Raw genomic sequence first — 19,074 nt, 5'->3', positions numbered from 1 at the left:
TCCTGAGGTGCGACGATCACCGGGGGAAAGGCAGCTGACATGTTGAGGCGTTTGGCCGAAAACTCCGTGCGTCGCCCCAAGTTGGTGCTGGCGGCGGTTCTGGTCCTGCTCGGCATCAGCGTCGTGCTCGGCGGCTCCGTGTCCGACAAGCTCGGGACGGGCGGCAACACCGATCCGAAGTCGGAATCGTCGCAGGCCGACGAATTCCTGGACCAGCATTTCGGCACGACCTCCAACTTGGTCATTCAGTTGCTCCCCCGCGAGGGCACCGTCGACAGCAACGAGGCCGCAGCGGTCCGGGACCAGGTACTGCGGGCCATCGCGGCCGAACCGAAAGCCAAGGTCACCAGGACCTTCGGCGACGAGGGCGCCGGGGACTTACGCAGCAAGGACGGCCGCTCGGGCCTGGTGCTCGTGCACGTCGGCGGAACCGCGGACGAGGCCGCAGACACGGCCAAGCGGATCATCGCCAGCCTGCCGCACGACACCAATGTCACCGTGCGCGCCGGCGGCGCCCTCGGCGTTCAGCAGGAGATCCGGGACAAGGTCAAACAGGACCTCAAGACCAGCGAGAGCATCGCGGTGCCCATCTCCCTTGCCGTCCTGGTCATCGTCTTCGGAGGCCTCGTCGCCGCGGTGCTACCGGTGGTGGTGGGCGTCGTCTCGATCGTCTCCACCCTGTCGGTGTTGCTGCTCATGACGACCATCACCGACGTCTCTGTGCACGCCCTGACGGTGACGACCGCGTTCGGTCTCGGCTTGTCCATCGACTTCGGCCTGCTGATGGTGTCGCGATTCCGCGAGGAGTTGACCAACGGCAGAGATCACCAGCAGGCCATCGTCGCCACCGTCATCACCGCCGGCCGCACCATTCTGTTCAGCGCGGCGACTGTCACGCTCGCGATGACCAGCCTCCTGGTGTTCCCCACCTACTTCCTGCGGTCGGTCGGGCTGGCCGCGACCGCCACCGTCCTGCTGTCGGCGTTCAGCGCGATCGTCGTCCTGCCCGCACTGCTGGCTCTGCTCGGCAAGCGCGTCGACTCCCTGTCCATCATCCGCCGAAAGGTCGCGCCCTCAGCCGATTCCATGTTCTGGCGACGTTTCGCCGAGGTGGTCACACGTCGTCCCACGCTGTTCGCGCTGCCGGTGGTGGCGATGCTGTTGGGGCTCGGGATTCCGTTCCTCAAAGTCGAATTCGCCACGCCCGACGAGCGCGCGCTGCCGACGGACTCCAGTGCGCGTCTGGTGGCCGAATCGCTGCAACGGGACTTCACGCTGGACCCCTCCCAAGCCATCACGCTGGTCACCCGCAACGACGCCGGCGCGCTGCAGACCCTGGCGCCGGAGGTGTCGCGCATGGACGGCGTCGTGCTGGTCACCGGCCCCGTCGGCCGCTACCAGCATGGCCAGGCGGAAGGACAGCCGCCGGCAGTGTCGGGGGCCAGCTATGCGGTCGTCTACCTGTCGGTTCAGGCGGACTCGGACACTGCCCAACACCTGGTGCGTGACATCCGGGCGAAGATCACCAACCACCAGATCGAAGTCGGCGGACCGACCGCCACGCTGCTGGACAGTCGCGCCGCGATCGCCGAGAAGCTGCCGTTGGCGATCGGCCTGATCGCGGTTTCCACGTTCATTTTGCTGTTCCTGTTCACCGGCAGCGTCGTGGTACCGGTGAAGGCGCTGCTGCTGAATCTCCTTGTCCTGAGCGCGGTTCTGGGCATCATGGTCTGGATCTTCCAGGAAGGGCATCTGGCCTCGGTCCTGGGAATCACTCCTGCGCCGCTGAACCTGTCCATGGTCGTGCTGCTCTGCGCCATCGCATTCAGCCTGTCGGTGGACTACGAGATATTCCTGCTCAGCCGGATCAAGGAAGCCCGCGACTCGGGTTTGTCGAACACCGCGTCGACCGTCATCGGGTTGGGCCGGGTCGGGCGGATCGTCACCAGCGCCGCGCTGCTGTTGACCATCACGTTCATCTCCTTCGCCAACGGCCTGTCGTTCATGAAGATGTTCGGCATCGGGACGGCGCTGGCCGTCGTCATCGACGCGACGATCATTCGCGGCGTCGTGGTACCGGCGTTTCTGCGCCTGGCCGGCGACCTCAACTGGTGGGCCCCGCGCCCACTGCGCTGGTTGCACTCGCGCATCGGCATCAGCGAAGCACCCGAGGCCCAGGCGGAGGCGGCCCGCGAGGCCGAGGTGCCGGCCCCAGTCGAGGAACCGCTGCCCAGCGGTCCGGTGCCGGTCCTGCCTCCGCGCGAGATCGAGGTCATCCCCGGTCAGCACCTGGTGTCCAACGTCAACGGTGCGGTCATCGTCGTCGCGCACCGCGAGCGTTCGCCGCTGACCGCCCAATCCGTCGCCGCACAGCAGATGGCGGCGCTGACCGAAATGGTGCGGCGCACCGACGCCCAGCAAATGGTCAGCGCATTCTTGCAAGTCGCTCGGGAAACAACCTGGACGCGCACCCTGGTCGACGTCGGCATCATCATCCCCACCGCGGCCGGTCTCGAGGTCTTGCTGTGCGGCAGTGTCACCGTCGCGTTCGACGACGGCGTCCGGCAAACGGTGTTGCACGGCCGCGGCCGCCTGTTGCACCGATCCGTGCCCGTACCCGCGGTGGCGGCGGTCATCACCGTCGACGAAGTGGGTCAGCGGGCGCAGCCCCCGGCTGTTGAGAGCGGCGTGTACAAGCTCGCCGAAGGAACCGTGCCGGGGCACGGCGCCGTCGTGTGGTCGACGCAGGCCACGTCGGCACCGCGGCAGGCGCCGGCCGTTCCCGTCGCGCCGGTGTCGCCTGCGGGTGACGACAACTTCTCCACCGCAAAGACGGTCGAGAAGTCACTGCCCAAGCGATGGGTTGTGCTAGACGACAGTTCTCGATTCGAACTCGACCGAGACTGCGTGATCGGCCGTGATCCGCACGGATCGGATGCCGCCAAACGCGGACTTCGCCCGATCCGCATCGATGACCACACGGGCGAAATGTCCCGCGCCCACGTAGAAGTCCGGATCGTCGACGGAGCGGTCGTGGTCGTCGACCGCAATTCCACCAACGGCGTCTTCCTGCGCGAAACCGCGCAGCAGGGCTGGACCAGACTCGCCCCCTGGGAGCCTGTGACATGGCGGCCCGGCGCCTTCGTCCAACTCGGCGGTCGGATCCTGCGGCTACACCTGTCCGTCGGCGACGAGCCGCACTCCAGCCCACGAGCCGATGTGCGGTACCAGTCACCGCGGCGGGTGCCGGCGGCCCGCGTTTACGGCGCGCCATCGCGAAACAACCTCGCACACGCGATTTGCGTCAACGCATTGCGTCAGCAACACGGCTGAGCGCCGGGCCTGCGGCCGCCGCGGCGGGTCCTCCAAGAATCCGCCAAGAATGCGTCAAGGATGCCTTGAGGCGGTCACGAAAACCTTGAGCGAGTTACCGAACAGGTCGACACCGGCCGACACTCACCGCCAAGGGGGACCGACAAATGACCGTCGAGTCAGTTCACACGCACAAGGTGTATTCGCACACTGACAGCCGCTACGAGTGGGTAGAGGCGACCGTCAACTTCGCCGTCGACCCCGACAGTCCCGCGAACAACCGCATCGTCGACCTCGAGCACGCGCCTCGCGACGCCGACGGGCTCGTTCGCTACGACGCTGACCTGCGTCTGCTTCGCCCGGTCGGTGGCGGCAACGGCAAACTGCTGTTCGTCGTCCCCAACCGTGGCGTCCCCACTTATGCGCCGTGGTTCAAGAACGGCTTCTTGCTCGAGCGTGGGTGGACGATCGCCTCGTGCGGCTGGCAGTGGGACGTGCAACGCGGACCGGCGACCCTGGGGTTGACCGCCCCCCAGGCCGACGTGCCGGCCGGCTTCCTGCGCCTGGAATGGCGCTCGGACAGCGCCAATGAGGTTCACGCGCTGAGCTTTTCGGCTCCCGAAATCGAGTCCGTGCCCGGCGCCCAGGCGCTGTTCACGTTCACCGACTACCCGACGGTTGACGTCAACGACGCCGAGGCCGTCCTGACGGTGCGCACCTCTCCGGACGCTGAGCCCACCACGATTCCCCGGGAATCCTGGCGGTTCACCGACCAGACGCACGTCACGGTCGACGGCGGGTTCCAGCCCTTCCACACCTATGAGCTGGTGTACCGGACCTCGCTGGCACCCGTTGTCGGCTGCGGCTTGCTCGCGATCCGCGACATCGTCTCGCATCTGCGGGCTGACGGCATCGACCACACCTTCGCCTACGGCGTCTCCCAGTCGGGTCGCCTGCTGCGCCACTTCCTCTACGAGGGTTTGAATGTCGACGAGTCCGGCATGCCGGTTTTTGACGGGGTGTTCAGCGACTTCGCCGGTGCCGCGACCGGCGAGTTCAACCACCGCTACGCACAGCCGTCGGTCACCCAGACCAACGGCTTCGGCAATCTCGCCCCGTTCGGGCACGCGGACCTGCTGGCCCGGCAGCGCGAACTCGGCGGTGTGCCCAAGACGATCTTCACCAACAGCGCGTCCGAGTACTGGCATGGCGACGGTGCACTGCTGCACGTAGACCCTGACACCGGCCAAGACCTGCCCGAAGACCCCGACGTCCGCACCTACCTGATCGCGGGCGCCGACCACTTCGGCAGCAGCCCCATCAAAGACGCGCTGCCGGCCGCCAACCCGGTGCACCGCCTGGACGTCACGCCCGTGAACCGGGCCCTGCTGATCGCGCTCGACCAGTGGGTCAGCGACGGCGTCGAACCGCCGGCCAGCCAGGTCCCGCGGACCGGCAACGGCACCGCCGTCTCCCGCAAGGAGGTGCTGTCGGCTTTCGCCCACGCCGCGGCGCCGGACCCCGCGTCGCTGCGCTACGCGCGCCGTGTCGACCTTGGCCCCGACGCCGACCGCGGCATCGGTCGCTGGCCGGTCCAACTCGGCGAAACCTACGTCGACCTGGTTTCGGCGGTCGACGCGGACGGCAACGAAGTGGCCGGCATTCGCCTGCCCGCCATCGCCGCGCCGCTGGCCACCTACACCGGGTGGAACTCCAGGAAGCACGTCGACGAGTTGCCCGACGTCCTTTACGAGCGGATCGGCAGCAAGTTGGCTTTCCCGCCGGGGCGGCCGTCGGTCACCGAAAGATGGTCGACACGCGAGGACTACGCCGTTGCGGTTCGCGCGGCCGCCGAATCACTTGCCGCCAACGGGTTCCTGCTTGCCGAAGAAATCGACGCCGTGGTGGCCAAGGCGGCCGCGGGCTACTGAGGCGCTTACCAAGGATTCGCCAAGGCGGCTGTTGGACGCTCTAGTGCATGCAGCGCCCGAGCCCTAGGCCAATCACCGCCGAACCCGCGATCGCGGCCGGCGCCATCAGAACAGGGACCACACCATGAACGCGTACCAGCTCATCGTCATCGCCCTTGCCTGCGGTGTTCTCACCTGGTCGTTGGCCCGGTTTGCGCCGAAGACGGTGTCGACAGCAGGGCTGGCGGCCCAGGGTGTGATCGGCGTCTACACCGGGCTGATGGCGCGCGAGATCTCCTTCGGCGCGCTGGGCTCCAACTGGCCGATCGTCATCGCGGTCGCCGTCGGGACCCTGATCATCAGCGTGGCGGGCGGCGCGCTGCTCGGCATGCACCGCGACGTCACCCCATTGACCGGGGGACTGGCGCTGGTGGCCGGCGGCTCGACCGGGCTGGTCGCCATCGCGCGCGACCTGGGCGCCGACGACCGTGTCGTCGCCGCGGTGCAATACCTGCGCGTCGCGCTGGTCACGGCGGCCATGCCAGTGGTTGCGACAGTCGTCTACCACGGCACCCAGGGCAGTGGATCGCAGGTCGGCGAAACCCGTTCGCAGACCTCCTATTCCGGGCTGCTGCTGCTTGCGGCCATTGTGGTGGTCGGCGCGGCGGTCGGCCGCTATGTGCGACTGCCCGGAGCAGGGCTGCTGATCCCGATGGCGATCACGATCATGCTGGAATTCTCCGGGCTGGCGGGCAACCTGACGGTTCCGATGGTGCTGGTTCAAGCCGGGATCGTGATGATCGTCTGGCAGACGGTGTTCGCGTTCGATCGCGAGTCGCTGCGTGCTGTGCGACGGATCCTGCCCGGCGCGTTCGCGCTGATCATGGTGATCAATGTCGCGGCGGCCGGTCTCGGTGTGGTCCTGGCCAAGGTGGCCGGGCTGAGCATGCTCGACGGCTACCTGTCGACCAGCCCGGGCGGCATCTACGCGGTCCTCGGCACCGCCGCGGGGTCGGGCTCCAACGTGACGTTCGTGATGGCGTCCCAGGTGATCCGGGTAGTGGTAATGCTGTTCGCCGCGCCGTTCGTGGCGCGGCTGTTCACCCGGTTCACCCCGCGGATCGCGATGCCGAGGTTGGTGAGCAGAAGGCTGGTCCCACTTCCCGCGTGAGTTGCGGACCGGCGCCGGCTCTGCACCTCAGGTCACTTGAGCCACAGGAGTCTCTGCCCGGAGGGGTTGTAAGTTGCCCGCCTCCGAGCGACAACCGAAAGTGTCGCTCGGAGGCGGGCAAAATAAATGTCACCGGGCTGATGACTTCTGCGGAGGGCGGTGGTGAGGGGACAGCTTGGCCCGGCGTGGGTTTTAAGGACCCCCGAAGTCAACGACGGCGGTCATCTTGTTGCCGTCCCTGGCGGTGGCAAAGCCGCCTGCGGTGAACACGCAGTTCAACATGATCGTTCGGTGTGGTGGACTTCCCATCCACGCGTCGAGGGCTGCGCTCGGAGTTGCGGCGGATCCAGTGCCCCAGTAGACGATCTCACCTGTGTGGCCAGTCCTGGTGTAGCCCGCATCCGCGATACGCGCCTGCGGTGACGAGCCGTCCGAACCGATATGGCCGTCCACACCGTTCTTCAGCATGTCGTTGGCGTGCCGTTGCGCTGCTTCTGTCAAACGCGGGTCGTCGCCGAGAAGGCCGCACGACTGGCGGAGCCGGTTGACGCCGCTGTACAACGCGCTCCCCGAATCGTCTGCGCGCGCGGAAAATCCAGCGACTGTGCCGAGAACCGTTGTCGAAACAGCGCAGACAGAGAAGGCGGCGAAGATTGTCACCTTCATCGTCATGTTGCCTCTTGCCACGCGCTCACCTTGCTGTATTCAGCAAACAAATCCTATCCACTTTCGACCATGGAAGATCGAGAATCGCCAATCCGGTTGCGACGTGACACCCGCACCTCGCGGACCGCTCCGCCGTGTCAGCTCGGTGGGCAAGCCCGACCAGCTCGTCGGAGGTTGGCGATGATCACCCGAAGCAGAAATGTCAGACATCAACCGAAGTCATACACCCACCAAAGTGCCCCCGGCACGACTCGAACGTGCGACCTAGGGATTAGAAGGCCCTTGCTCTATCCACCTGAGCTACGGAGGCAATGTGCAGGTCAGTGTATCCAACGCCGCAGGAAGTTCGGTTCAGCCGGCGCAACGCGCGCGAAAAGTGTTTGACCGCCTCAAGAATGGGTTATGGTGTGAGCCTCGACACACGTGCAACACCGGCCGGCAATCGGCCGTTTACCGCAACGATGCGTGTGCCTGACGTCGAGGGGTGGGCTTTCGAATGTGCATGGCCAGTGTGACTTCGCGGTGCTCGCGGGCGGGCGCCGAAGCCCTCCGGCAGGGGGCGCAGCTCGCCGCTGACGTCAAAGACACCTACCGGGCCGGCGCCCTGCTGCTACGAGGCTCGCCGTTTGCCGTCGGCTGGGTCGCAGGCTGGCTGGCCACCGAGTTCCCTCCGCACGTGGTGACCGGGCATGCGTTGACCCGGGTGTCACCGGCGGCGATCAACAAGGTCGGTACCACCTGGGCAGCTCAGCGCGCAGACCAGGCGCTCAGCGCCGCCCTCACGCAATCCTTCGGCGCCGACTTCCGCGACCAGGTGATGCACCCGACCGCCAACCCGGCTGTGCGGGCACGCCGCGGCGGTCTGCTTCCCAAGCCCAAGCCCGGGCCGCATCGCCGCTACGCGGCCAAGACGTCCGACATCTCCTACGGCCCGGCCGGCCGCGACAACCTGCTGGACATCTGGCGCCGTCCCGACTTGTCACCCGGAAGCCGAGCTCCGGTCCTCATCCAGGTACCCGGTGGCGCGTGGGCGGTCAACGGCAAGCGCCCGCAGGCCTACACACTGATGAGCAAGATGGTCGAACTCGGCTGGATCTGCGTCTCGATCAACTACAGCAAGAGTCCGCGCTGCGCGTTCCCGGCGCACCTGATCGACGTCAAGCGGGCCATCGCCTGGGTGCGCGAGAACATCGCTGACTACGGCGGTGACCCGGATTTCGTCGCAATCACCGGCGGCTCGGCGGGAGCGCACCTCGCGTCCCTGGCCGCGCTGACACCCAACGACCCCGCCTTCCAGCCCGGCTTCGAGCGCGCTGACACCACAGTGCAGGCCGTCGCGCCCTATTACGGGGTCTACGACTTCACCGACTTCGACAACATGCACGAGATGATGTTGCCGTTCCTGGAGCACTTCGTGATGAAAGCCCGCTACGCCGACCAGCCCGAGCGGTTCGCGGCGGCATCCCCGATCTCGTATGTGCACCGCGACGCGCCACCGTTCTTCGTTCTGCACGGCGAGAAGGACGAATTGGTTCCCAGCGGTCAGTCCCGATCCTTCTGTGCGGCGCTCAAGGACGCCGGCGCAGCGACGGTGGCCTACGCCGAACTGGCCAATGCCCACCACGCGTTCGACATCACGCCGACGGTCCGGTCCCGGCTGGCCGCCGACGCGGTGTCGGACTTCCTGGGGGTCGTCTACGGCCGGCGCGAACATGCGCTGCTGGAATCGCTGGCACTGTCGGCATCACCGGCCAGCTAATTCCACTACCCCTGCAACCGCGACACCCGCAACAGCGTGGCGGGTGACTCAGGCGACTACTGCTTTCACCACTGCACTAACCGGACTAGCGTTGTGTTGGCAATCGGGTGGCGGGCTGAAGCAGGAGGCTTGATCGACGGTGGAAGGGTTGGCGTGTCGAGTTACCCGGCTCACGGGAGGACGGTCTGATGGCTGAGCCCGCCGAGGCCGCAGGGCTGTCCGACGAACTGGGCCCCGTCGACTATCTGATGCACCGGGGCGAGGCGAATCCGCGGACCCGGTCGGGGATTATGGCGCTGGAAGTCCTCGACAGCACACCGGATTGGGACCGCTTCCGGACCCGATTCGAAAACGCCTCGCGGCGGGTGCTGCGGCTGCGGCAGAAGGTGGTCGTGCCGACGCTGCCGACGGCCGCGCCGCGCTGGGTGGTCGACCCCGACTTCAATCTGGATTTCCATGTGCGCCGGCTGCGCGTCTCCGGAGCGGGCACGCTGCGCGAGGTATTCGACCTCGCCGAAGTGATTCTGCAGTCGCCGCTGGACATCTCGCGCCCGCTGTGGACGGCCACGCTGGTCGAGGGTCTGGAAGACGGCAAGGCGGCGACGTTGTTGCACGTGAGCCACGCGGTGACCGACGGCGTCGGTGGCGTCGAGATGTTCGCCGAAATCTACGACTTGGAGCGCGATCCGCCCGCCAAACCTGTTGCTCCGCAACCTATTCCGCGGGATCTAACTCCCAACGACTTGATGCGCCAGGGCCTCAACCGGTTGCCCGTCGCGCTCGTCAACAGCGCGCTGGGGGCACTGTCGGGGGCGGTAACCGTTGCCGGACGTGCGGTGTTGGAGCCGGCATCCACGGTGTCGGGGTTGGTGGGATACGCGATGTCGAGTGTGCGGGTGATGAACCGGGCCGCCGAGCCGTCGCCGCTTCTTCGTCGGCGCAGTTTGACCAGCCGCACCGAGGCCATCGACATCCGGCTCTCCGAACTACACAAGGCCGCGAAGGCCGGGGGCGGGTCCATCAACGATGCCTACTTGGCCGGGTTGTGCGGCGCGCTGCGCCGCTACCACGAGGCGCTCGGCGTGCCGATCAGCACACTGCCCATGGCGGTGCCGGTGAACCTGCGGGCCGATGCCGACGGGGCCGGCGGAAACCGTTTCACCGGAGTCAATCTCGCCGCCCCGGTAGGCACCATCGACCCCGTGTCGCGCATGAAGAAAATCCGCGCGCAGATGACACAGCGTCGTGACGAACCTGCCATGAACGTGGTCGGTGCCATGGCGCCGGTGCTCAGCGTGTTGCCCACCGCGGTGTTGGAAGGGATCAGCGGCTCGGTGATCGGTTCGGATGTGCAGGCCAGCAATGTCCCGGTCTATCCGGGCGACACTTACATCGCGGGCGCAAAGATATTGCGCCAATACGGGATTGGACCATTACCGGGTGTGGCGATGATGGTGGTGCTGATATCGCGCGGCGGTTGGTGCACCATCACCGTGCGCTACGACCGGGCCTCGGTACGCAACGACGAATTGTTCGCCCGGTGCCTGCTCGAGGGATTCGACGAAATCCTTGCGCTCGCCGGGGAACCGGCGCCCCGAGCGGTGCCCGCCTCCTTCGCCGCCCCCACCGGTTCGGCGTCGCGATCGGTGTCGGGCTCATGAGCGTTTCCCACGACGAGCGCGGAACACCACCGGCGCGGGACCTGCGGCTGCCCGGCTCAGTGGCTGAGATCATGGCCAGTCCCGAAGGCCCGAAAATCGGCGCATTTTTCGACCTCGACGGCACGTTGGTCGCCGGATTTACCGCCGTCATCCTCACGCAGGAACGGCTGCGCCGCCGCGACATCGGCGTCGGCGAGTTGCTCAGCATGGTGCAGGCGGGGCTCAACCACACGCTGGGGCGCATCGAATTCGAAGACCTCATCGGTAAAGCCGCCCATGCCCTGCGCGGAAGGCAACTCACCGACTTGCAGGAGATCGGCGAGCGCTTGTTCGCCCAGCGCATCGAGTCGCGGATCTACCCGGAGATGCGCGAGCTGGTGCGTGCGCACGTCGCTCGCGGCCACACCGTGGTGCTCAGCTCGTCAGCGCTGACCATCCAGGTCGAACCGGTAGCCCGTTTCCTGGGCATCGACAACATGCTCACCAACAAGTTCGAGGTCAACGAGGACGGTCTGCTCACCGGTGCGGTGGTCAAACCCATCCTGTGGGGACCGGGCAAAGCCGCTGCGGTGCAACGGTTTGCGGCCGAACATGACATCGACCTCAAAGACAGCTACTTCTACGCCGATGGTGACGAGGACGTCGCGTTGATGTATCTGGTCGGCAACCCGCGGCCGACCAACCCAGAAGGCAAGATGGCCGCAGTGGCCCGACGCCGCGGCTGGCCGATATTGAAGTTCAACAGCCGCGGCGGGGTAGGCCTGCAGCGGCAGCTGCGGACACTTGCCGGCTTCGGTTCCATGTTCCCGGTCGGGGCGGGCGCGGTGGGCATCGGCCTGCTGACCCGCAATCGCCGCCGCGGGGTGAACTTCTTCACCTCGACCTTCTCGCAGTTGGTGCTCGCGACCAGCGGTGTGCAGCTCAACGTCATCGGCCGGGAGAACCTCACCGCGCAGCGCCCTGCGGTGTTCATCTTCAACCACCGCAACCAGGTTGACCCGATCATCGCGGGTTCGCTGATCCGCGACAACTGGGTGGCTGTGGCCAAGAAGGAACTGGAACGCGACCCGATCATGGGTCCGCTCGGCAAGTTGCTCGACGGCGTATTCATCGACCGTGACGACCCGGTCGCGGCGGTGGAGACGCTGCACACCGTCGAAGAGCGCGCCAAGAACGGCTTATCGATCATGATGGCCCCCGAAGGCACGCGGTTGGACACCACCGAGGTGGGCCCCTTCAAGAAGGGGCCGTTCCGCATCGCAATGGCGGTGGGTATACCCATTGTTCCCATCGTGATTCGCAACGCCGAGTTCGTCGCCTCCCGCAACTCGACCACCATCAATCCCGGCCGGGTCGACGTGGCCGTTTTCCCGCCGATTTCCGTCGAGGACTGGACCCTGGACACCCTGCCGGACCGCATCGCCGAAGTGCGCCAACTATATCTGGACACCTTGCGGCACTGGCCCGTCGACGAACTGCCCGAGGTTAGCCTGTACGCGCAGAAGAAGGCCGCCAAGAGGGCCAAGAGCGGCAGCGACAAGCCTGCGGCGAAGAAGACGGCTGCCAAGGCGCCCGCAAAAAAGGCGCAGCCGAGCACCACCACCACCACCACCAAGGCCGCTGCCAAAAGTCCGGCCAAGAAGGCGGCGAAGAAAGCCGCCGCCAAGAAGGCCCCAGCCAAGAAAGCGCCAGCCAAAAAGGCCGCCGCAACGGCGAATCCGAACGCGTCCAAGATTTCTCTGCGTGACGGCGAGGCGCACCACCCCAAGGAGGACCCGCCCGCCGCGACGGAAGCGTCGAGGCCCAGAGGGCGGCCGTGACCAAGCCGGCCGCCGACGCCAGCGCAGTCCTGATCGCCGAAGACACGTTGGTACTGGCCAGCATGGGAACACCGGTCGAGTCGGAATTGATTCGAGAATGGCTGGGGGAGCAGCGCTCGCGACACCCCGAGATCCAATTTGATCTGTTGGAGCTGCCGGCCCGCGATGCGCCGTCTGCGGCCCTGACCGAGCTCGTGGAGCAGCTCGAGATCGGTTCCGATGCCGCCGAAGACCGCTCCGTGGTTCCGGTGCAAGTGTTCTGGTTGCCGTCTGCGGATCGCGGCAAGGTAGCGAAGGTGACCGCCCTGTTGCCCGGACGCGATCCGTATCATCCCAATCACCGCCAGCAACAACGCATTTTGCGCACCGAGCCGTGGCGCGCTCGGGTCTTGGCCGGCGAGTCAGCCAAGGTGTCCGAATTGCGCAAGCAGTGGCGCGACACCACCGTGGGCGACGAACAGGTCGACTTCGCGCAATTCGTGATCCGCCGAGCAGTGCTCGCGCTGGCACGCTCGGAGTACCGAATCCTGGGTCCGCAATACAAGTCGCCGCGCTTGGTGAAGCCGGAGATCATGGCGTCGGCCCGATTTCGTGCCGGACTGAAGAAGATTCCCGGCGCGACGGTCGAGGAAGCCGGCAAGATGCTCGACGAGTTGGCGACGGGCTGGAGCCAGGCCTCAGTGGACGTCATCTCCGTCCTGGGCAAACTGGTCAGCCGCGGATTTGATCCCCAGATCGACTACGACGAGTACCAGATCGCCGCCATGCGGACCGCGCTCGAAGCGCATCCGGCTGTCCTGTTGTTCTCCCACCGGTCCTATATCGACGGGGCGGTCGTGCCGGTGGCAATGCAGGAGAACCGGTTACCGCCGGTACACATGTTCGGCGGCATCAACCTGTCCTTCGGCGTGATGGGACCGCTGTTGCGGCGGTCCGGCATGATCTTCATCCGGCGCAATATCGGCGACGACCCGGTCTACAAGTACGTGCTCAAAGAGTACGTCGGCTACGTCGTGGAGAAGCGGTTCAACCTCAGCTGGTCCATCGAGGGCACCCGGTCGCGCACCGGAAAGATGTTGCCCCCCAAGCTCGGATTGATGAGCTACGTGGCCGACGCCTATCTGGACGGCCGCAGTGACGACATCCTGCTGCAAGGCGTCGCCATCTGCTTTGACCAACTGCACGAGATCGCCGAATACGCGGCCTACGCGCGCGGTGCCGAAAAAACCCCCGAGGGTTTCGGCTGGCTCTACAACTTCATCAAAGCGCAGGGAGAGCGCAACTACGGCAAGATCTATGTCCGCTTCCCCGAAGCGGTGTCCATGCGCCAGTATCTGGGGCCACCGCAAGGCCCGCTGGCGCAGGATCAAGATGCCAAACGTCTTGCCCTGCAGAAGATGTCCTTCGAGGTGGCGTGGCGGATCTTGCAAGCCACGCCGATCACGGCGACGGGTCTGGTGTCGGCGTTGTTGCTGACCACTCGTGGACTGGCGTTGACGCTGGACCAGTTGCACCACACGCTGCAGGATTCGCTGGACTATCTGGATCGCAAGCAGACGCCGATGTCGACCAGCGCGCTGCGGCTACGCTCACGCGACGGGGTGCGCGCCGCCGTCGATGCGTTGTCCAACGGACACCCAGTCACGTGCGTCGATAGCGGTCGAGAGCCCGTGTGGTACATCGCACCCGAGCACGAACATGCCGCGGCGTTCTACCGGAACTCGGTGATCCATGCGTTCCTGGAGACCTCCATCGTGGAACTGGCGCTCGCCCACGCCCGCCACAGCGAGGGGGACCGCGTCGCGGCGTTCTGGGATCAGGCGATGCGACTGCGCGATCTGCTCAAGTTCGACTTCTATTTCGCCGACTCGGCCGCATTCCGGGCCCACATCGCCGAAGAGATGGAATGGCAACACGATTGGGAATCTCACGTGGCCGCCGGCGGCGAGGAGATCGACGCGCTGCTGTACGCCAAGCGACCGCTGATGTCGGATGCAATGTTGCGGGTCTTCTTCGAAGCCTACGAAATCGTCGCCGACGTATTGCGTGATGCGCCCGCCGACGTCGACCAGAAGGAGCTCACGAATTCGGCGCTCGGTGTCGGACGTCAATACGTGGCCCAAGGCAGGGTTCGCAGCAGTGAGTCGGTGTCGACCCTACTGTTCGCGACCGCCCGCCAGGTAGTGGCCGATCAGGATCTGATCGCACCGGCCGCCGATCTGGTCGAGCGCCGAATTGCCTTCCGCCGCGAGTTGCGCAGCATCCTGCGCGACTGCACCTACGTCGAACAGATCGCGCGCAACCAGTTCTTCGCCCGCGAGTCCCAGGCGCGACATGCGAGACAAGCCGCAGCCCGGTAGCGTGCCCAACCGCCCCGCCGTCGCAATACCGGCGTTGCTCGTCGGCGTCGCGGTGCTGGCCGGATGCACCGCCGCCGGGATCGCCGCGCTGTCGCTCGCCGAGACGCTCACCGCCACCGGGCTACCGAATCCGGGCCCGGCGACCACCCTGGGATTGCCGTTTGTGCGTGCGGTGGGTGAGATTGCCGCGGTACTGGCCGTCGGCTCCTTTCTGTTCGCAGCGTTCATGGTGCCGCCGCAGCCCAACGGGGTCCTCGACGCCGACGGGTACCGCGCGCTTCGACTGGGCACCATGGCGTCGTTGACGTGGACCGTCTGCGCCGCACTGCTTGTGCCGCTGACCATTTCGGACGTGTCGGGTCGACCGCTGGCTCAACAGCTCAACCCGATCACACTGTGGTCGTTGACCGGCTTGGTCAGCACCGCGGACGCCTGGCGCTGGACCGCTGTGCTGGCCGGGCTGGTGACGCTGGCGAGCTGGCCGGTGCTGCGCTGGTCGTGGACACCGCTGCTGCTGGCCGGCTCCCTGATCACGCTGATCCCATTGGGCCTGACCGGTCACTCGTCGGCCGGTGGTGCTCACGACCTGGCCACCAACAGCCTGCTGATCCACCTCGTCGCCGCCAGCCTGTGGGCCGGTGGCCTGTTGGCTCTCCTGGGCCACGCAATGCGCGGCGGCGCGCATACCGGCCTTGCCGCACAGCGTTTTTCCGCCCTGGCCCTGTGGTGCTGGCTGGCGATGGCGCTCAGCGGTGTCGTCAACGGGGCGGTGCGTGTGCTGCCAGCGCAGCTGGTGACTACCGGATACGGGCGCCTGGTTCTGGCCAAGGTGCTCGCGCTGGGCGTGCTCGGTGTGTTGGGCTGGCGGCAACGGCGCGCGGGTGTCGCTGCGCTGCAAGCGGATCCGGGTTCGCGCCGCGCGTTGGTTCGTCTGGCCGTTGCCGAGGCTGCCGCCTTCGGCCTCACCTTCGGGGTCGCGGTCGGTTTGGGCCGCACCGCGCCGCCGCCACCCCCGACCCGCCTTCCTTCGATCGCGGAGGCCGAGATCGGCTACGACTTCGACGGACCGCCCACGGTGACGCGCGTGCTGTTCGACTGGCGGTTCGATCTGATCTTCGGCACTACGGCCATTGTCGCCGCCGCGCTGTATGTGGCGGCGGTACGGCGGTTGCGTCGCCGCGGCGACAGCTGGCCGCCGGGCCGCACGTTGGCTTGGCTGCTGGGCTGTACGAGCTTGCTGTTCGTGACCTCTTCGGGCGTCGGGCGATACATGCCGGCCATGTTCAGCATGCACATGGTTGCCCATATGGGCTTGTCGATGCTGATCCCGATCCTGCTGGTGTTGGGCGCGCCAGTCACCCTGGCGCTACGGGCGCTGCCCGCCGCCGGACGCGGCGAGCCGCCGGGCATGCGGGAATGGCTGTTGGCCGCACTGCACAGCCGGGTCTCACGTGTCCTGACCAACCCGATCGTGGCCACCATCCTGTTCGTCGGCGGTTTCTACGGGCTTTATCTCGGCGGAATCTTCGACGCCGCCGCGGGCAGCCACGCCGGACACCTGGCCATGAACCTGCACTTCCTGCTCAGCGGCTACCTGTTCTACTGGGTCATCATCGGGGCCGACCCCACCCCGCGGCCCATCCCGCCGCTAGCCAAGGTCGCGGTGGTGTTCGCGTCGTTGCCGCTGCACGCCTTCTTCGGCGTGCTGCTGATGGGCACCCGAACCGTGTTAGGCGCCAATTACTACCGCTCCTTGGGCCTGGGATGGCACACCGATCTACTCGGCGATCAACGATTGGGCGGCGGCATCGCCTGGGCGGCTGGTGAAGTGCCGCTGGTAATCGTGATTCTGGCGCTGTTGGTGCAATGGGCGCGCAGCGACCAGCGCACTGCGCGGCGTTTGGACCGCGCGGCCGACCGCGACGACGACAGTGACCTCGCCGCCTACAACGCGATGCTGGCCGAACTGGCGCGCCGCGAAACGCCGCGCCGCTCCTAGGGCAGCCGCCCGGCCCTTCTCTCCACAGTCACGACCTTTTCCACAAATGCCACCCCTAGCCGTCCCTCGTCGGCGCGGTGTGTCGGCGCTGCGGGGCTCAATGGCCCTCAACACGAGCGCTAACTGACACATCTGGGAAAGGACCGTGAATCAATGTTCGAAACACCGCTGACCGTGGTCGGTCACATCGTCAACGACTTGCAACGCCGGCAGGTCGGTGACCAAGAGGTCGTCAAGTTTCGGGTGGCCAGCAATTCGCGCCGGCGAACCAGCGACGGCGGGTGGGAACCGGGCAACTCGTTGTTCGTCACCGTCAACTGCTGGGGCCGGCTGGTCAGCGGCGTGGGCGCCGCCCTGGGCAAGGGCTCACCGGTAATCGTGGTCGGTCACGTCTACACCAGCGAGTACGAGGACCGCGACGGCAACCGCCGGTCCTCGCTGGAGATGCGAGCGACCGCCGTGGGACCCGATGTGTCGCGCGTCTTCGTGCGGATCGTCGACAAGCCGACACACACCGGTCCCAACGCCGACGAGGCCGCCGCCACAGTGGTCGCCGGCGCCGTTATCGGTGACGAGTACGCGGTCACCGCGCCGGACGCCGCCGCAGACGCCGACACCGGCGGGGCCGCTGCTGGCGTGGGTGGGCTGCCTTTATCGGCTTGACGCTGCTGGCGGTGCCTAGGATGGTCGGCGAGATAATTCCGAAAGACCAGAAAGGCACTACTGCGGCATGGCTGAGTTCATCTACACGATGAAGAAGGTCCGCAAGGCGCACGGCGACAAGGTGATCCTCGACGATGTCACGTTGAGCTTTTACCCCGGCGCCAAAATCGGTGTCGTCGGCCCAAACGGGGCGGGCAAGTCGAGCGTCTTGCGGATCATGGCCGGGCTGGACAAGCCCAACAATGGCGATGCGTTCCTGGCCACCGGGGCCACGGTCGGCATTCTCCAACAGGAGCCTCCGCTCAACGAGGAGAAAACCGTCCGCGGCAACGTGGAAGAAGGCCTGGGCGAGATCAAAGTCAAGCTCGACCGCTTCAACGAGGTCGCCGAGTTGATGGCCACCGACTACTCCGACGAGCTGATGGAGGAGATGGGCCGGCTGCAAGAGGACTTGGACCACGCCGACGCCTGGGATCTGGACTCCCAGCTGGAGCAGGCCATGGACGCGCTGCGCTGCCCGCCGCCCGACGAGCCGGTCACCAACCTGTCCGGTGGCGAACGTCGCCGGGTCGCGCTGTGCAAACTGTTGCTGTCCAAACCCGACCTGCTGCTGTTGGACGAGCCGACCAACCACCTCGACGCCGAAAGCGTCCAGTGGCTCGAGCAGCACCTGGCCAGCTACGCCGGCGCCATCCTGGCGGTCACCCACGACCGGTACTTCCTGGACAACGTCGCCCAGTGGATCCTGGAACTTGACCGCGGCCGCGCCTACCCCTACGAAGGCAACTACTCCACCTACCTGGAGAAGAAGGCCGAACGCATCGCGGTGCAGGGTCGCAAGGACGCCAAGCTGCAAAAGCGGTTGCAAGACGAGCTGGCCTGGGTCCGGTCCGGCGCGAAAGCGCGCCAGGCCAAGAGCAAGGCCCGGCTGCAGCGCTACGAGGAGATGGCGGCCGAAGCGGAGAAGAGTCGCAAGCTCGACTTCGAGGAGATCCAGATTCCGGTGGGACCGCGGCTGGGCTCGGTGGTGGTCGAGGTCGAGCACCTCGACAAGGGCTTCGACGGGCGCACGCTGATCAAGGACCTGTCCTTCACCCTGCCCCGCAACGGCATCGTCGGTGTCATCGGCCCCAACGGCGTGGGCAAGACGACGCTGTTCAAGACCATCGTCGGTCTCGAGGAGCCCGACAGCGGCACCGTCAAGGTCGGTGAAACCGTCAAACTCAGCTACGTCGACCAGACCCGGTCCGGCATCGACCCCAAGAAGACCGTGTGGGAAGTGGTCTCCGACGGCCTGGACTACATCGAGGTAGGTCAGACCGAAGTGCCGTCGCGCGCCTACGTGTCGGCGTTCGGGTTCAAGGGACCCGACCAGCAGAAGCCCGCAGGTGTGCTGTCCGGCGGTGAACGCAACCGGTTGAACCTGGCGCTCACCCTCAAGCAGGGCGGCAACCTGATCCTGCTGGACGAACCGACCAACGACCTCGACGTCGAGACGCTGAGCTCGCTGGAAAACGCCCTGGTCAACTTCCCCGGCTGTGCGGTGGTGATCTCGCACGACCGCTGGTTCCTCGACCGCACCTGCACGCACATCTTGGCGTGGGAGGGCGACGACGACAACGAAGCCAAGTGGTTCTGGTTCGAAGGCAACTTCGGTGCTTACGAGGAGAACAAAGTGCAACGGCTCGGTATCGAAGCCGCCCGTCCGCATCGAGTGACCCACCGCAGGCTGACTCGCGACTAATGTCAGCTC

Annotated in this window: 11 protein-coding genes and 1 tRNA gene; 10 read left to right on the top strand and 2 right to left on the bottom strand. The window is 66.3% G+C overall.

The window, feature by feature from the left end; translation table 11 throughout:
* Window positions 1–39: 39 nt before the first annotated feature.
* The 3 genes from I2456_RS18425 to I2456_RS18415 all read left to right on the top strand — a co-directional run bounded on the left by I2456_RS18425 (window position 40) and on the right by I2456_RS18415 (window position 6,393).
* On the top strand, window positions 40–3,333 hold the full coding sequence (locus I2456_RS18425; RefSeq protein ID WP_085074744.1) for an MMPL family transporter: 3,294 nt from the start codon (window positions 40–42) through the stop codon (window positions 3,331–3,333).
* Between the two features lie 146 nt (window positions 3,334–3,479).
* Window positions 3,480–5,243 (top strand): alpha/beta hydrolase domain-containing protein, encoded by a 1,764-nt coding sequence (locus tag I2456_RS18420; RefSeq protein ID WP_085074743.1) that lies wholly within the window; start codon window positions 3,480–3,482, stop codon window positions 5,241–5,243.
* 124 nt (window positions 5,244–5,367) lie between these two features.
* On the top strand, window positions 5,368–6,393 hold the full coding sequence (locus I2456_RS18415; RefSeq protein WP_085074742.1) for an AbrB family transcriptional regulator: 1,026 nt from the start codon (window positions 5,368–5,370) through the stop codon (window positions 6,391–6,393).
* 192 nt (window positions 6,394–6,585) lie between these two features.
* Here I2456_RS18415 and I2456_RS18410 read toward each other — a convergent pair whose 3' ends face one another.
* Both I2456_RS18410 and I2456_RS18405 read right to left on the bottom strand, forming a co-directional pair.
* Window positions 6,586–7,065 (bottom strand): CAP domain-containing protein, encoded by a 480-nt coding sequence (locus I2456_RS18410; protein WP_174814233.1) that lies wholly within the window; start codon window positions 7,063–7,065, stop codon window positions 6,586–6,588.
* Between the two features lie 230 nt (window positions 7,066–7,295).
* Window positions 7,296–7,369, bottom strand: a tRNA-Arg gene (locus tag I2456_RS18405).
* Window positions 7,370–7,555: 186 nt separating this feature from the next.
* Here I2456_RS18405 and lipQ point away from each other — a divergent pair.
* The 7 genes from lipQ to ettA all read left to right on the top strand — a co-directional run bounded on the left by lipQ (window position 7,556) and on the right by ettA (window position 19,065).
* Window positions 7,556–8,818, top strand: coding sequence for an esterase LipQ (gene lipQ / locus I2456_RS18400; RefSeq protein ID WP_068158634.1), 1,263 nt, complete (start codon window positions 7,556–7,558; stop codon window positions 8,816–8,818).
* 188 nt (window positions 8,819–9,006) lie between these two features.
* Window positions 9,007–10,479, top strand: a complete 1,473-nt coding sequence (locus tag I2456_RS18395) for a WS/DGAT/MGAT family O-acyltransferase (protein WP_085074741.1) — start codon at window positions 9,007–9,009, stop codon at window positions 10,477–10,479.
* A complete protein-coding gene (locus I2456_RS18390) occupies window positions 10,476–12,299 on the top strand; it encodes an HAD-IB family hydrolase/lysophospholipid acyltransferase family protein (RefSeq protein ID WP_085074740.1) in 1,824 nt (607 codons plus the stop codon). Before I2456_RS18395 ends, I2456_RS18390 begins: the two co-directional genes overlap by 4 nt.
* A complete protein-coding gene (locus I2456_RS18385; RefSeq protein WP_085074739.1) occupies window positions 12,296–14,659 on the top strand; it encodes a glycerol-3-phosphate 1-O-acyltransferase in 2,364 nt (787 codons plus the stop codon). Before I2456_RS18390 ends, I2456_RS18385 begins: the two co-directional genes overlap by 4 nt.
* Window positions 14,634–16,658, top strand: a complete 2,025-nt coding sequence (locus I2456_RS18380) for a bifunctional copper resistance protein CopD/cytochrome c oxidase assembly protein (RefSeq protein WP_085074738.1) — start codon at window positions 14,634–14,636, stop codon at window positions 16,656–16,658. The genes I2456_RS18385 and I2456_RS18380 overlap by 26 nt, the downstream gene beginning before the upstream one ends.
* A 153-nt stretch (window positions 16,659–16,811) precedes the next feature.
* Window positions 16,812–17,321 carry a single-stranded DNA-binding protein gene (locus I2456_RS18375; RefSeq protein WP_068032546.1) on the top strand — a complete coding sequence of 170 codons (510 nt, stop codon included), beginning with the start codon at window positions 16,812–16,814 and terminating at the stop codon, window positions 17,319–17,321.
* Between the two features lie 67 nt (window positions 17,322–17,388).
* A complete protein-coding gene (gene ettA / locus I2456_RS18370) occupies window positions 17,389–19,065 on the top strand; it encodes an energy-dependent translational throttle protein EttA (protein ID WP_068032543.1) in 1,677 nt (558 codons plus the stop codon).
* The last annotated feature ends 9 nt before the right edge of the window (window positions 19,066–19,074 follow it).

It is taken from the genome of Mycobacterium kubicae (genome assembly GCF_015689175.1).
Classification (GTDB): Bacteria; Actinomycetota; Actinomycetes; order Mycobacteriales; family Mycobacteriaceae; genus Mycobacterium; species Mycobacterium kubicae.
Note: the sequence above shows the minus strand (reverse complement) of the source record. Positions and strands in the feature narration are given on the sequence as shown.

Coding starts and splice junctions, on each gene's coding strand:
- I2456_RS18425 (WP_085074744.1), top strand. CDS start 40: ATGTTGAGGCGTTTGGCCGAAAACTCCGTGCGTCGCCCCAAGTTGGTG.
- I2456_RS18420 (WP_085074743.1), top strand. CDS start 3,480: ATGACCGTCGAGTCAGTTCACACGCACAAGGTGTATTCGCACACTGAC.
- I2456_RS18415 (WP_085074742.1), top strand. CDS start 5,368: ATGAACGCGTACCAGCTCATCGTCATCGCCCTTGCCTGCGGTGTTCTC.
- I2456_RS18410 (WP_174814233.1), bottom strand. CDS start 7,065: ATGACGATGAAGGTGACAATCTTCGCCGCCTTCTCTGTCTGCGCTGTT.
- lipQ (WP_068158634.1), top strand. CDS start 7,556: ATGTGCATGGCCAGTGTGACTTCGCGGTGCTCGCGGGCGGGCGCCGAA.
- I2456_RS18395 (WP_085074741.1), top strand. CDS start 9,007: ATGGCTGAGCCCGCCGAGGCCGCAGGGCTGTCCGACGAACTGGGCCCC.
- I2456_RS18390 (WP_085074740.1), top strand. CDS start 10,476: ATGAGCGTTTCCCACGACGAGCGCGGAACACCACCGGCGCGGGACCTG.
- I2456_RS18380 (WP_085074738.1), top strand. CDS start 14,634: ATGCGAGACAAGCCGCAGCCCGGTAGCGTGCCCAACCGCCCCGCCGTC.
- I2456_RS18375 (WP_068032546.1), top strand. CDS start 16,812: ATGTTCGAAACACCGCTGACCGTGGTCGGTCACATCGTCAACGACTTG.
- ettA (WP_068032543.1), top strand. CDS start 17,389: ATGGCTGAGTTCATCTACACGATGAAGAAGGTCCGCAAGGCGCACGGC.